The sequence below is a fragment of the Mitsuaria sp. GD03876 genome (genome assembly GCF_029840635.1).
Taxonomy (GTDB): Bacteria; Pseudomonadota; Gammaproteobacteria; order Burkholderiales; family Burkholderiaceae_C; genus Roseateles.
Genome location: NZ_JAOCCU010000001.1, coordinates 293,404 through 308,096, shown reverse-complemented (window position 1 = coordinate 308,096; position 14,693 = coordinate 293,404). Strand labels below are relative to the sequence as shown.

Here is a 14,693-nt window from a genome sequence, read left to right as displayed (position 1 = left end):
CCGCGCCGGTCACCGCCGCCAGCCTGATCCAGTCCGGCGCCGCGCCGGCGGCGGCCAACCTGCCGCCCAGCGCCACGCGGCATCGCATCAACACCTCGCTGACCTTCGACACGCTGGTCCCCGGCCGCGCCAACCAGATGGCGCGCACCGCGGCGCTGCACGTCGCGGGCGCCCCGGGCCAGATGTACAACCCGCTGTTCATCTACGGCGGCGTCGGCCTGGGCAAGACCCACCTGATCCACGCGGTCGGCAACGCGCTGCTGAAGGACCGTCCGGACGCCCGCGTGCTGTACCTGCATGCCGAGCAGTTCATCTCGGACGTGGTCAAGAACTACCAGCGCAAGACCTTCGACGAGCTCAAGGCCAAGTACCACTCGCTGGACCTGCTGCTGATCGACGACGTGCAGTTCTTCGCCGGCAAGGACCGGACGCAGGAAGAGTTCTTCAATGCGTTCGAGGCGCTGCTGGCCAAGCGGGCGCACATCATCATGACCTCGGACACCTATCCGAAGGGCCTGGTGGACATCGACGAGCGCCTGACCAGCCGCTTCGACGCCGGCCTGACGGTGGCGATCGAGCCGCCGGAGCTGGAGATGCGGGTCGCGATCCTGATCAAGAAGGCGGAGGCCGAGAACGCGCCGATGCCCGAGGACGTGGCCTTCTTCATCGCCAAGAACGTCCGGGCCAACGTCCGGGAGCTCGAAGGCGCGCTGCGCAAGGTGCTGGCGTACAGCCGGTTCTCGCACAAGGAAATCAACATCCAGCTGGCGCGCGAGGCGCTCAAGGACCTGCTGTCGATCCAGAACCGGCAGATCTCGGTCGAGAACATCCAGAAGACCGTGGCCGACTTCTACAAGATCAAGGTCGCGGACATGTATTCGAAGAAGCGGCCGGCGAGCATCGCGCGGCCGCGCCAGATCGCGATGTACCTGGCCAAGGAACTGACGCAGAAGAGCCTGCCGGAGATCGGCGAGCTGTTCGGCGGCCGGGACCATACGACGGTGCTGCACGCGGTGCGCAAGATCGGCGGCGAGCGCCAGAAGAACACCGAGTTGAACCAGCAGTTGCATGTGCTGGAGCAAACGCTGAAGGGATGAGGAAAAAGGCCTTCGCGCTGAGCGAAAATGCCGCGTTCGCCCGAACAGCCAACAGTGGAGAGAGGTTGACATGATCGTGTTGAAAGACAGCCAGGACAAAGTGCTTGCCGCGTTGCAGGCGGTGTCCGGCATCGTGGAGCGACGCCACACCCTGCCCATCCTGGCCAACGTGCTGGTGCGCAAGCAGGGCAAGCAGGTGGAGCTGACCACGAGCGACCTGGAGATCCAGGTCCGCACCACGGTCGAGTTCGACGGCGACGACGGCGATTTCTCCACGACGATCGGCGCGCGCAAGCTGATCGACATCCTGCGCTCGATGCCGTCGGACCAGACGGTGAGCCTGACGTCCAACCAGAGCAAGATGACGCTGCAGGGCGGCAAGAGCCGCTTCACGCTGCAGACGCTGCCGGCGGACGATTTCCCGCTGGTGCAGGAAGCCGCCGACTTCGGGCCCGTGTTCAGCGTGCCGCAGAAGACGCTCAAGGGCCTGATCAACCAGGTGCACTTCGCGATGGCGGTGCACGACATCCGCTACTACCTCAACGGCATCCTGTTCGTCGCCGAAGGCAAGATGCTGACGCTGGTGGCCACCGACGGCCACCGCCTGGCGCTGGCGCAGGCCGAGACCGACACCGAGATGCCCAAGCAGGAGGTGATCCTCCCGCGCAAGACGGTGCTGGAGCTGATGCGGCTGCTCAAGGACGGCGGCAAGGGCGAGGACGAAAGCGCGCCGATCGAGATGCGCTTCGCCGGCAACCAGGCCAAGTTCGGCTTCAGCGGGATGGAGTTCGTGACCAAGCTGGTCGAGGGCAAGTTCCCCGACTACAACCGCGTCATCCCCAAGAACCACCGCTTCCACGTGATCCTGGGCCGCCAGCCGTTGCTGGCCGCGCTGCAGCGCGCGGCGATCCTGACCAGCGAGAAGTTCAAGGCGGTGCGCCTGTCCTTCGAGCCGGGCCTGCTGTCGATCGCCTCGAGCAACGCCGAGCAGGAGGAAGCCAAGGAAGAGTTGGAGATCGACTACGGCGGCGACCAGATCGAGACCGGCTTCAACGTCACCTACCTGATGGACGTGCTGTCCAACATGTCGCAGGACATGGTGCGCGTCGATCTCAACGACAGTTCCTCGAGCGCGCTGCTCAGCATCCCTGAACAGACCGGCTTCAAGTACGTCGTCATGCCCATGCGTATCTGACGCCACGAGAGATGAACAAGCGGGCCTCGGCCCGCTTCAGCGCTTTTGAAGGTGCGCGATGCCGACCCGGCAGCCGCGGCCAGCAGTGAGAAGAGAGAGTTTTTCGATGACCGATCCTCAGCAGAATCCCGACCAGCAGCCGCAGCAGCAGAACGACGGCGCGGGGTACGGCGAGTCCAGCATCCAGATCCTGGAAGGCCTGGAGGCGGTGCGCAAGCGCCCCGGCATGTACATCGGCGACACCTCGGACGGCACTGGCCTGCACCACCTGGTGTTCGAGGTCGTGGACAACTCGATCGACGAGGCGCTGGCCGGCTACTGCGACGACATCGTCATCACGATCCACACGGACAACTCGATCTCGGTGATCGACAACGGCCGGGGCATCCCGACCGGCGTGAAGATGGACGACAAGCACGAGCCCAAGCGCTCGGCGGCCGAGATCGCGCTGACGGAGCTGCACGCGGGCGGCAAGTTCAACCAGAACAGCTACAAGGTCTCGGGCGGCCTGCACGGCGTGGGCGTGTCCTGCGTGAACGCGCTGTCCAAGACGCTGCGCCTGACGATCCGGCGCGAGGGCAAGGTCCATCAGCTCGAGTTCAAGAAGGGCGTGCCGCAGGACCGCCTGATCGAGCTGCGCGACGGCTTCGAGACCAGCCCGATGAAGATCGTCGGCGAGACCGACAAGCGCGGCACCGAGGTGCACTTCCTGCCGGACACGGAGATCTTCACGCAGAACTCCGAGTTCCATTACGACATCCTGGCCAAGCGGCTGCGCGAGCTCTCGTTCCTGAACAACGGCGTGAAGATCCGCCTGGTCGACGAGCGCAACAACAAGGAAGACAACTTCGCCTTCGCGGGCGGCGTGCGGGGCTTCGTCGAGTTCATCAACAAGGGCAAGACGGCGCTGCACCCGAACATCTTCCACGCGCAGGGCGACAAGATGTCGGACCAGAACACCAACGTCGGTGTCGAGGTCTCGATGCAGTGGAACGACGGCTTCAACGAGAGCGTCCTGTGCTTCACCAACAATATCCCCCAGCGGGATGGCGGCACCCATTTGACGGGTCTGCGCGCGGCGATGACGCGGGTGATCAACAAGTACATCGAGGACAACGAGCTGGCCAAGAAGGCCAAGGTCGACGTCACCGGCGACGACATGCGCGAGGGCCTGGCCTGCGTGATCAGCGTGAAGGTGCCGGAGCCCAAGTTCAGCTCGCAGACCAAGGACAAGCTGGTGTCGAGCGAGGTGCGCGGCCCGGTGGAGGACATCGTCGCGAGCAAGCTGACGGACTGGCTGCTGGAGAACCCGGTCGACGCCAAGATCGTGTGCGGCAAGATCGTCGAGGCGGCGCGGGCGCGGGAAGCGGCGCGCAAGGCGCGCGAGATGACGCGTCGCAAGGGCGTGCTGGACGGCATGGGCCTGCCGGGCAAGCTGGCGGACTGCCAGGAGAAGGATCCGGCGCTGTGCGAGATCTACATCGTGGAGGGCGACTCCGCCGGTGGCTCCGCGAAGCAGGGCCGGGACCGCAAGTTCCAGGCGATCCTGCCGCTGCGCGGCAAGATCCTGAACGTGGAGAAGGCGCGCTACGAGAAGCTGCTGACCAGCAATGAAATCATCACGCTGATCACGGCGCTGGGCACCGGCATCGGCCGTGGGGCCGGCAGCGACGACTTCAATCCGGAGAAGCTGCGTTACCACCGCATCATCATCATGACCGACGCGGACGTGGACGGTGCGCACATCCGGACGCTGCTGCTGACCTTCTTCTACCGGCAGATGCCGGAGCTGGTGGAGCGCGGCCACATCTACATCGCGCAGCCGCCGCTGTACAAGGTCAAGGTCGGCAAGCAGGAGCAGTACCTGAAGGACGGCCACGAGCTGGACGGTTTCCTGCTGAAGGTCGCGCTGAACGACGCGGAGCTGCACACGACGGGCGTGGGCGCGGGTCCGGTGCTCAAGGGCGAGGAGCTCGAGACGAAGGCGCGGCTGTACGTGGCGGCGCAGAACGTGATCGAGCGCCTGTCGGCGTGGATGGACGGCGAGGCGCTGCACCTGCTGGCGTCGGGGCTGTCGATCGGGCTGGACACGAAGGAGTCGGCGGAGATCGCGGCGCTGGCGCTGCAGACCTCGCTGCACGACGCGGTGGTGACGGCGGAGACGGATCCGCGCACGGACAAGCAGCTGCTGCGCATCAGCCGTCGCCATCACGGCAACGTGCGGTCGAGCATCATCACGGCGGACTTCGTGCACGGGGCGGACTATGAGGTCCTGTCCGAGGCCGGCGCGGCCTTCAAGGGCCTGGTGGGCGAGGAAGCCGTGATCCGCAAGGGCGAGGGCGACAAGGCCAAGGAAAGCAAGGTCGCGGACTTCCGGGGCGCGATGGCCTGGCTGATGACGCAGGCGGAGTCGAGCGTCGGTCGCCAGCGCTACAAGGGCCTGGGCGAGATGAACCCCGAGCAGCTGTGGGAAACGACGATGGACCCGACGGTCCGCCGCCTGCTGCGCGTGCAGATCGAGGACGCGATCGAGGCGGACCGCGTGTTCACGATGCTGATGGGCGACGAGGTGGAGCCGCGGCGGGAGTTCATCGAGAGCAACGCGCTGCGCGCGGCCAACATCGACGTTTAAAGAACGACAAGCCGGCGTCGTCGCCAAGTCCGTCTGGGGTGGTCACAGCGCCCCCAAATCCAAGCGCCCGGCAACCCCGGGCGTTTTTTTTCGCCACGAGCGCCCGTCTCCGCTTCTCAACAGAGCTGGATGAAGGCCACAGCAGATTCCTCAATGGCGGTCCAAAGCATGTGATCAATACATCGACTTCTCTGTTGCTTACCGCCGCAGCAATAAGGATCTGAAGGTTTTTTCGCCAGTGCATCAGCTTCGCTCCCGCCACCTCCGGTCTCCCTATCGATCGACCGACGTCCTTTCCAAGACTTCAGTGGCGTTGCTCGCATCACCCTACCAGTTCATCGGGCGCCAACGATAGACGCGGCGACGATCGATGAGGTTGGGAGGGACTAGTCTCGTCTCCGACGGATCCTTCGCGGTGGCCAGAGAAACCCTTGGGGACTAGGACGTTATTCTTCCGTTCACACCATATGTCTTGAGATCATCACTGAGCCGGATTAACCTCGGATCAAGGTGAGGCCTTGCTCATTGTCCAAGAGGCTCGCATGTTGGGCCCACATCAACGACGGGTGTGGCATACAGCCGATGCGGAACCCAACGTATATCCCTATGGATTTCGATGACGATGTTCCCAAGCATGCACCACTATCATTGCTCTCGGGCGAATCGCCCGGGAAGAGAATCGCAATACGTGACTTGTCTGAGCTCAGGTTAAATCCGGCTAGCGGCAATCACGTGTATTAACACAAACTGACCTTAAACGTCATGGCGTTCCAACCCTCCGCTCAACTAATAAATTGGCTTTGCGAACAATTTACCGCACACGAATTCGCTAAGCTAGAACAGGGCGGACATACAAGCGCGCGAATCCGTCTTCGCCACGTTTTTGTGGATCTACCCGTTTCGATCAGCGAAATCGAATCTTTGGCAAACGAGAGGATCCCGCTCCTCCATCGACTTATTTCTTCGGAAGCGGCCACACCTCCAAAACGCATGTCAGTAGAGGGGCGAGCAACAACTTTTGCTGAATACCATCCGCGCCAATATTTAAAGCATAGTACTTCTTTCAGTTGGACCTTATTGGTCGGGGGCCCCGGTCAAGGGAAGTCTACGCTATGTCAATTAGCTGCCCAACTATATCGCGCGGAGTTACTCCGTCCCTACGCATCCGTTTTGCCGCTACATCAGCAGGAAACACTTAGTTCCTTCTCCCAAGATCTGAATTGTGCGGATAACCGCTTCTCACCGGCGGAAAAGCTTTTTCCGATCCATATTTCCCTCCCAGATCTGGCAACGTGGCTGTTGAAACGAGAATCCGTGCTGTCGGAGGGCGCAAACCTTCCAAGTTTGCTCGCATTCATCTTAGACCAAGCGGCTGCTCGCTCAACTTCGTTAGCGTATTCCGATCTGACCGCGGCAATTGGGCATCTTCCCGTATTTTTGGTGCTCGATGGTTTCGACGAGGTTGGCGCCAAACGAGATCGCCAACGCATTGTCGATGCCTCTCGCGAGTTCATTCATTGGTGCTCCCTTACGCAAACTAGAATTAAAGTTGTCGCAACGACTAGGCCACAGGGGTACACCGGTGAACTGTCGCATATAGGCGTTCCTCTACTTGAATGTCGTCTATCGTCCTTAGTTAAGGAAGAAGCTCTCGACTACGCAAACAAGCTGGTCAAGGCAAAGATTTCAGGGGCGGACGCTCAGTCAGCGATGTTTAATCGCCTTCAGGATGCCGCAAACGAGCCGTCGACAGAACGGCTCATGACAACTCCATTGCAAGTCACCATCCTTGCAGCACTCGTTCAGCAACTAGGACGTGCCCCGCGGGAGCGATGGAATCTGTTCTACAGGTATTTCCTGTACACATACGATAGGGAGGTGGAACGCGGCACATATGCGTCGGCTCTACTCGCCCAACATCGTATTCATATCGAACGAATCCATTCGCGAGTTGCATTACTTCTACAGGTAGGCGCGGAACGCGACGGCGGTGGGTCGGCTCGCATGCCGAGGAAACAACTAGAGCAGGTAGTACGAGCGGTCCTTGAAGAGGACGAGATTCGTGATGACGCCATTGATGAACTACAACGGGATATTGCACTCGCCGCTGAGCAGCGGCTTGTTTTTCTTGTTGAACCCGAGCCAAATCAATTTGGTTTCGAGATCCGCTCACTTCAGGAGTTCATGGCCGCATGGGCCCTCACGTCGGGGCGCGACTCTGTAGTACTACAACGCCTTTCGAAGATCGCGCCTGCTTCGATGTTCCGAAACGTCACACATTTCGCTTCGAGTCGCTTATTCAGCGAAGGCTCGGAATTGCGTGACTTGTTCATCGAGCAAATATGTCCTTCGCTTGAAAGCGGAGGGACAGAATTGGCGCGGATTAGTCATCAGTCCGCGCTATTGGCACTGGAGACACTTGAAGAGGGCTCAGTGCAAAATCAGCCTAGGCACGCCCGAGCGCTTATGGAGCAGGCTAGTGCACTTCTTCAGGTCGCACAGCCTGATGAGATTAGTCGGATCATTAAGGTTGTAAACGCGGACACACTTCCGGTTCTCGAGCGCATAGTACGCGCTGAAGTACAAAAGCCATCTTCTGCTGGCTATTTGGCCGCTTGGGCTGTCACCTTAACTCTTTCCGACAGGGGTGATAGATGGGCAATCGATATACGAGATTCTCATTGGAATGATCAGATTCTCCATGGCGCATCGTCGCCGCGGCTGCTGAGGAGCGTACCCTTCGGAGATTGGCTATGCGCGAAGCTCGAGGAGCAAAGCATTTTGCCAAGTAGCTTCATTCATAGTACCAGCTATAGTGCCAGTGACTCGTGGGCAGGCTGGCTTACCAGAATTCGCCATAGGCGATTGACTTCCAAACGTAGAAGTCGAACAGATTTCGAGTTTCTTGTCGATCATTCGGCCGATGAACAATTGCGCCCCCCTCAGTACGAGCCTCCCTCCGCTTGGCTACCGTGGACTGAGGCGGCCAAGTTTTGGTATAGCCCGACCGCCGAACAACTTGCGCGAGCTCTTCGCGCTCTGGCAGATTGCTCTTCTGACTACTGGTGGACTGCGACCTTCAACAGTGGTTGGCCCCTATCGTCGCTTGTGAGATCGGAGATCGACGCCGCCGAAGTGGCAAAGTACGCTGTGGCGGCGGAAAAGGGAGACCTTGGCGATACCGAGCTATGGTTGGCAAGCCAGGAAAGGTGGGAGCAAGAATTCACCTTGCGAGATTTGGTGAATGCGGACGCGGTGAAACCGTGGGACAAGGACACGATTCAGACCTCGCTCCCCATTCTTGTCATGAACGCCTGGAGCATCTCCCGGCTGGGCGAGCGAACCTCGCGATCAGATCTCTACCAAGCCCTAGTTTCTGCTGCCCGATATTATGAAGAGATCCAACAGCCGGCAATTAAGACCCAACTGGCGGCCGTCTGCTGTACGGCAATAGGTCAACTACCCAAATCGATGTTGTCCGTCTTTGGGAGTCAGATACCAGAGTGGTTGATCAATGGCGCGGAAGCGACACCGATCATTCCTCGCCCGGCGTTTTTGGGGAAGCGGGACTGGTACAAGGTAGTAGAGGCCCTAGCTGAAGACAGCTTCTATTACGACCTAGAGGAAGTAAGCAACGCTCTTCGCGAGGTACCGGCGGCAAAACGGCACCTATTTAAGCGGCAGGCTGCATTATCCCTCTCCTACGCTAGTGCCGATTCGTTGGCGCCAGAGCTAATTAAATTCTGCCAAGCTCAAATAGATACGTTGGTGAGCGCTGAGCGGCCCACAACCGCAGAAGATGCAGTACTTCAGGTGTTTATGGGGAGCCTGAGATCTGAGGATTCCACGTTGGCAGTCAAGCTTGTTCTTGATCGAGGCGAGTACGAATTGACCTCATCATTCCTGAACGCCCTACGTCTGCTGCAGCTACCGAAATCTCAAATGATCTCAATGGTCACTTGGATGTATCGAGAGCAAGAGAGGAGGACGGGCCTCCCGACCCCGACGATAAATCTCATCCGTCAGATCTACCAAACTAACGCTTCCGATCTATCTAATCCGATTGTTTGGTCTGAACTTCAGTTGCCAAGACCGCACCCGGTCGGTCTGGACATTTCGTGCGGGCTCGCGCAACTACCACACCTGCCCGTCAATCTCGAGCGAATTCAGATCTCTGATGTGGGCGGGATTAGGTCTTTGGTGCTGGAGCCGAAGCCGGCCGACGAAGGAAAAGGCCAATGGATCGTAATTCTCGGCGCCAATGGGGCGGGAAAAACGACTCTTCTAAAATCCATCGCAATTGCCTTGAGAAATTCCAAGGATCCAGGAATTTGGCCTAAGAACGCATTTTCAGACGGTATTCGCCCACACATCGGGGAACTGGGAAGCGATGGAAACTCAAAAATTGAAATTGGGCTTTCTGGTGTGACGTTTGAAACTATTCTTTCCAAAAGATCAGGAGAATCGCTTAGGGTGCAGCAACAGCCTGCAATGGACCGACCCCAAGCAGTTCCTCTATTCGCATACGGTTGCCGACGAGGGTCTGCCCTCGGTGGAATTGCTCGGGATGTTGACCTCTCTCTTAACGATGGCCCTGAGATTGCCACCCTATTTGATCCATCGGCATACTTGATTCATGCCGAGACGTGGTTAATAAAGCTTGAGGGTGACGCCCAAAAAAATCCACGCAGCAGAATTATTTATGATGTGGCGACTGGTGCCCTTGCAAAGCTTCTAGAGGTGTCGCAGATCTCGGTGAGAGACCAAACCTTGATCGCTCATTTTGATTCGGGCCGATCGGTGCCTTTCAAATACTTGAGTGATGGCTATTTAGCGTCGGCTGGGTGGTTCCTTGACTTGATAGCGCGATGGTTGCAACTATTTCAAGATCACGAGCAACTTGATGCTGAATTCATGGATCGTATACGCGGCCTTGTCTTGATCGACGAAATTGATCTCCATCTCCATCCAAAATGGCAGACAGAAGTCATTGATAGAACACGAAGAATACTCCCTTCACTTTCGTTCATCGTCACAACTCATAACCCGCTAACTCTAGTCGGAGCACGTCCGGAAGAGGTTTTCATACTTCGAAACGATGAGGGAGCCTGCTCTGTTCAAACAAATCTAGATTCCCCGGCCACGTTAAGTGGAGCCCAAATCTATCAACAATATTTTGACATCGAGGACATCTTTCCTTCGAGGGTCGGCCGACAACTAAAAAGATTTGAATACCTATCCGGCTTCAATGGCCGCTCAGATTCGGAAGAACTAGAACTCAATGTCCTTATTCAAGAGCTGAAGTCTTCTGGGGCCTATCCTGATTGGGAGATTGTTGGGCGAGACACTTTAGACGGTGCCGACCAATGATAAACATCATCCGCTCCGCGGAGCCCGCTGCACTTCCTACCATACGGGCCGCAGCACTTGCAAAGTTTAATAAGCTAGGGCGGCCACCCGAATCTAAGGAGATTTTTGGTTATGACGTGGTGGGCGAACAATTATGGCGAGATCAATACCATAAGTGTTGCTACTGTGAACGGAAAATATCCCTGAGTTATAACGATGTAGAGCATTACAGACCCAAGGCAAAAGCTGACCGGCGACCTGGATGTTTGACAACCGGAGGCTATTGGTGGCTTGCGTTTACATGGGAAAATCTCCTCCTATCGTGCGCCACATGTAACCGCTCTGAAAAGCGGATCAAGTTCCCACTTGCTTCGGGAGGAATAACACTGTTAGCCGGAGAAGATCCGCCTGGATTTGAACAGGCCTTGCTACTGGATCCGAGCGGAAAGATAAATCCCATGTCACACATCATCTTTCGACGCATGAAGCTAGGAAATGCAATGACAGTATATGCGCGGCCTAGAAATGGTAGCGTGATTGGAAACGAGACAATCGTGGTATGTGGGATGAATAGAAATGAAATGCGCGAGCTACGTGAGGATCATTATCAAGAAACAGTTCACGAAAAAATTGTAGCCCTGAGAGAAGCAATAAAGGGCAATAGCGGTTCTGCTGTTGAGCAGGCGCATAAGAATGCTTGCGCATTGCTCCAAGCACGCTGTAGCTTCGTGGCTCTTTCCTTTGATTTATTAACGCAAGCAATAGACGACGCCGATCTTTCACCTTTCAATCTAGCTTGGCCACTTCTTGAAAATGTTCCTACAGCAGCGGTAATTCATTCGTGACGGAGCGGGGATAACCGAGCGGGTGATATCGCAGGTGCGCGGTTTCAGGAAATCTACCGCGTCACAGCCGTCCGTACAGTGGCCGCCTAACTTCACCTCAGTTTCTCGAGTAACACTAGTCGACCACCGCGTTGCATGGGCCGCACGTCGCCTGTAAAGCGGTCTCGCTGCTCGGCGATGCAGCGATGTTCACGGACAGCAGCTCGATGACGTACGCCACCGAGCTGGCTCTTCCGTTCAACGATGGTGTCAGCTTTGACCGGCACCGATTGGCAGACCTTGAGAAGTGCGCAGGTCTTAGTGCTTCTGGGAATCCTTCGCGGCTTCCTTCGCATCGCCATAGGTCTTCTGCACCTTGCCTTCCGCCTGGCGGGCCAGGCCCTTGGCCTGCTGCTCGGTGCTGCCCACGGCCTGGCCGACCTTCTCTTGAGCCTTGCCGGCCACGTCCTTCACCGTTCCCTTCACTTGGTCCTTGTTCATGACGATCTCCAGAAGTTGTTGATCGCAGCGACGGATGTCGCGACGCAGGACTAGGTTAGGACGACGCGCGCGGCTCGAGTGCAGGTCTAGGCAGCGATTCCTTGTCGGTCTGTTCTTACGCAGAAGTACCGAATGCGAACGCCGCCTTTAAGCGCGCTGACATGCGCTCAGCCGCGCGCTCACACGCGCTCGTACAGCGTCACCACGCACGCGCCGCCGAGGCCCAGGTTGTGCTGCAGCGCCATGCGAGCGCCCTCGACCTGCCGCTGCTCCGCGGTGCCGCGCAACTGATGGGTCAGCTCGAAGCACTGCGCCAGCCCGGTCGCGCCGAGCGGATGCCCCTTGCTGAGCAACCCACCCGACGGATTCGTGACGACCCGTCCGCCATACGTGTTGTCGCCGTTCTCGACGAAGCCTTGCGCGCCGCCAACGCCGCACAGGCCGAGCGCCTCATACGTGATCAGCTCGTTGTGCGCGAAGCAGTCATGCAGCTCGACGACATCCAGGTCCTCCGGCGCCACGCCCGCCGCCTCGTAGACCATCCGTGCCGCCTCCCGCGACATGCTGAATCCCACGACCTCGCGCATGTCGCGCGCCTCGAAGGCGACCGGGCGATCCGTGGTCATCGCCTGCGCCCGGATACGGACCGTGCGCGCCAGGCCATGTCGACGCGCGAAGTCCTCCGAGCACACGATCGCCGCCGCCGCGCCGCAGGTCGGCGGGCAGGCCATCAGCCGCGTCATCACGCCGGGCCACAGCATCGGCGCGGCCATCACGTCCTCTTCGGTCACCACCTTGCGCAGCAACGCCAGCGGGTTGTTGGCCGCATGCCGGCTCGCCTTCGCGCGGATCTTGGCGAAGGTCTCCACCGGCGTGCCGAACTCCTTCATGTGCGCCAGCCCCGCGCCGCCGAAGTACCGCAGCGCCAGCGGCAGGTCCACATCGACCAGCTCGTCGGTCGCGTCGTTGAAGGGCTGGAACGGGCTCGGGCGATCCTTGAAGACCTCGCCGATCGCGCCGGGGTTCATGTGCTCGAAGCCGAGCGCCAGCGCGCAGTCGACCGCGCCGCTCGCCACCGCCTGGCGCGCCAGGTACAGCGCCGTCGAGCCCGTGGAGCAGTTGTTGTTGACGTTGATGACCGGGATGCCGGTCATGCCGACGTCGTAGAGCGCGCGCTGCCCAGCGGTGGAATCGCCGTAGACGTAGCCGACGTAGGCCTGCTGCACGTCCGCGTAGTCCAGGCCCGCATCAGCCAGCGCGGCCCGCGTCGCATCGGCCGCCATCTGGGGATACGGCTCGTGCGCGCCCGGCTTGCAAAACGGGATCATGCCGACCCCGACCACGTGGACATCCTGGCTCATCGCTGTCTCCTGAGGTGTTCCGTCTGACTCGCCGTTCTGCGACGGCGGCCGAATGGTAGAGACAACGCGCCGCCCACGCGAGGCGCGCGGACTAGAGCCCCTCCTCCATCGACGACGCCTCCAGCTCCCGCGCCAGCCACTCGCCCAGCAGCGGCATCACGTCCGCGCAGGCGGACGACCGGCGCCAGACCAGCTGGTACGGCGCCACCGTGTCGCCCGGCAGGTCGAGGTCGACCACCGACTGCAGCGTCCCCGCGCGGAACGCGTCGGCGACCAGCACGTCCCGCGCCAGCGCGATGCCCAGCCCCCGCTCCGCGGCATCCAGCCGCAGCGACAGGCTGTTGAATCCCGCCCGCGGCGAGGCCGCCTCCGCGATCCCGGCGGCGGCGAACCAACGCGTCCACTCGTCACGATCGCCGATCAACGGCTCGCCCGACAGCGCCGCCGGTCCCAGCGGCCGCAGCCGCTGCGCGATCGCCGGCGTGGCGACCGCCAGCAGCCGGCTCGGCGCCGGCTGCAGCGGCAGCTTCGCCAACGCCGGGTCCGTCACCTCGACCGCGCGGATCGCCGCGTCGATGCCGCTGCGCTCCAGGTCGCGCACCGCCGGCGACGCGTCCACGTCGATGCTGATGTCGGGATGCTCGCGATACCAGGACGACAGCCGCGGCAGGAACCAGCGCTGCGCGAACGCCACCGGCATCGTCAGGCGCAGGACCGGCGTGGTCCGGCTCATCGTCTCCTCGGCGATGCGCGCCGCCTCGTCCACGCGGATCAGCGCGTCGCGCGCGCTGCGCAGCATGATCTCGCCGGCCGCGTTCAGCACGAGTCGACCGGCCTGTCGATCGAACAGCGGGAAGCCCAATCCGCGCTCCAGCTCGGCGATCTGCTGGCTGACCGCGCTGTGGCTCAGGTGCAGCGATTGCGCCGCCTGCCGCAGGCTGCCGCTCTCCGCGACGCACACGAACGTCGGCAGGAATTGCCACGCGATCCGTCTCATGCCTGGCACGCGCCCGTCATGGCAGCGGATGGCGCTGGGCCCGGTTCACCGCGGCCTGGATGTCGTCCTCCCACTCGGACCGGGGACGCTCGAACACCAGTTCGATCTCCAGGCCGTCCGGATCGCGCGCGTGGATGCTCCAGGTCGCGCCGCGCTCGACCAGGTCGTGCAGCGTGACGCCACGCGATTGGAGGAACCGGATCTGCTCGCGCCAGCTGGCCTCGCTCGCGTACTCGATGGCCAGGTGATCCAGCCGTTGGCCGTCCGCGACGTTGACCTCGGCCAGCTGGTACAGCGCCAGGTCGTGGTGCGTGTCCTTGCCGTCGCGATGGCCGCTGTAGAAGCGCATCGGCGGCAGGCCGTCGGCGCGCACGCGGTTCGAGGTCGCCACGTGGCGGAAGCCGATCAGCTCCGTGTAGAAGCGGTGCGAGGCCTCGATGTCGGACACCGTCAGCACCAGGTGATTGAGGCCGCGCGGGGCCTCGGCGTGCGCAGGCCGCTCAAGCGATGCGGCCGATGGGGACAGGGAAGTCGTCATGGGAGGAAGCATTTCGATTGGGGACGGCCGAGCATAGGGAGAGGCCCTCTCCGGCGTAAATCGCTCGTTTTCAACCGCGGTGTTCAGCCCTGCCGACCAGCTTCGTCCACCGCCCGATTCCCGCCCGATTCCACAACCTTCACAACCTTCGCAGTTTCACTTCACCAAGCATCGCAACTTCAGCCGTTGAATGGCCCGC

9 protein-coding genes are annotated in these 14,693 nt (G+C 60.5%); 5 read left to right on the top strand and 4 right to left on the bottom strand.

Annotated features, from left to right (window positions below; genetic code table 11):
* The 5 genes from dnaA to N5D62_RS01405 all read left to right on the top strand — a co-directional run.
* A partial coding sequence (gene dnaA / locus N5D62_RS01425) for a chromosomal replication initiator protein DnaA (protein ID WP_279755592.1) occupies nt 1–1,097 on the top strand: 1,097 nt, incomplete at its 5' end.
* A 70-nt stretch (nt 1,098–1,167) separates the two neighbouring features.
* Nucleotides 1,168–2,292, top strand: a complete 1,125-nt coding sequence (gene dnaN / locus N5D62_RS01420; RefSeq protein ID WP_279755591.1) for a DNA polymerase III subunit beta — start codon at nt 1,168–1,170, stop codon at nt 2,290–2,292.
* Nucleotides 2,293–2,398: 106 nt separating this feature from the next.
* Complete coding sequence (gene gyrB, locus N5D62_RS01415; protein ID WP_279755590.1) at nt 2,399–4,924, top strand: DNA topoisomerase (ATP-hydrolyzing) subunit B; 2,526 nt, start codon at nt 2,399–2,401, stop codon at nt 4,922–4,924.
* Between the two features lie 762 nt (nt 4,925–5,686).
* Nucleotides 5,687–10,294: an AAA family ATPase gene (locus tag N5D62_RS01410; RefSeq protein WP_279755589.1), complete on the top strand. Its 4,608-nt coding sequence runs from the start codon at nt 5,687–5,689 to the stop codon at nt 10,292–10,294.
* Nucleotides 10,295–10,731: 437 nt separating this feature from the next.
* Nucleotides 10,732–11,118 (top strand): hypothetical protein, encoded by a 387-nt coding sequence (locus tag N5D62_RS01405; RefSeq protein ID WP_279755588.1) that lies wholly within the window; start codon nt 10,732–10,734, stop codon nt 11,116–11,118.
* A 297-nt stretch (nt 11,119–11,415) separates the two neighbouring features.
* Here the strand turns inward: N5D62_RS01405 and N5D62_RS01400 are convergent, their stop codons facing one another.
* From N5D62_RS01400 to N5D62_RS01385, 4 genes are all read right to left on the bottom strand, one after another.
* Complete coding sequence (locus N5D62_RS01400; protein ID WP_279755586.1) at nt 11,416–11,598, bottom strand: CsbD family protein; 183 nt, start codon at nt 11,596–11,598, stop codon at nt 11,416–11,418.
* A gap of 179 nt (nt 11,599–11,777) precedes the next feature.
* Nucleotides 11,778–12,959: a lipid-transfer protein gene (locus N5D62_RS01395; protein WP_279755585.1), complete on the bottom strand. Its 1,182-nt coding sequence runs from the start codon at nt 12,957–12,959 to the stop codon at nt 11,778–11,780.
* Between the two features lie 91 nt (nt 12,960–13,050).
* A complete protein-coding gene (locus tag N5D62_RS01390; RefSeq protein ID WP_279755584.1) occupies nt 13,051–13,956 on the bottom strand; it encodes a LysR family transcriptional regulator in 906 nt (301 codons plus the stop codon).
* Between the two features lie 16 nt (nt 13,957–13,972).
* On the bottom strand, nt 13,973–14,494 hold the full coding sequence (locus N5D62_RS01385) for a VOC family protein (protein WP_279755582.1): 522 nt from the start codon (nt 14,492–14,494) through the stop codon (nt 13,973–13,975).
* Nucleotides 14,495–14,693: the final 199 nt, after the last annotated feature.

Bases quoted from the DNA above. Each gene is read 5' to 3' on its own strand.
- dnaN (WP_279755591.1), top strand. From the start codon at position 1,168: ATGATCGTGTTGAAAGACAGCCAGGACAAAGTGCTTGCCGCGTTGCAG.
- N5D62_RS01410 (WP_279755589.1), top strand. From the start codon at position 5,687: ATGGCGTTCCAACCCTCCGCTCAACTAATAAATTGGCTTTGCGAACAA.
- N5D62_RS01390 (WP_279755584.1), bottom strand. From the start codon at position 13,956: ATGAGACGGATCGCGTGGCAATTCCTGCCGACGTTCGTGTGCGTCGCG.
- N5D62_RS01400 (WP_279755586.1), bottom strand. From the start codon at position 11,598: ATGAACAAGGACCAAGTGAAGGGAACGGTGAAGGACGTGGCCGGCAAG.
- N5D62_RS01385 (WP_279755582.1), bottom strand. From the start codon at position 14,494: ATGACGACTTCCCTGTCCCCATCGGCCGCATCGCTTGAGCGGCCTGCG.
- N5D62_RS01395 (WP_279755585.1), bottom strand. From the start codon at position 12,959: ATGAGCCAGGATGTCCACGTGGTCGGGGTCGGCATGATCCCGTTTTGC.
- N5D62_RS01405 (WP_279755588.1), top strand. From the start codon at position 10,732: ATGTCACACATCATCTTTCGACGCATGAAGCTAGGAAATGCAATGACA.
- gyrB (WP_279755590.1), top strand. From the start codon at position 2,399: ATGACCGATCCTCAGCAGAATCCCGACCAGCAGCCGCAGCAGCAGAAC.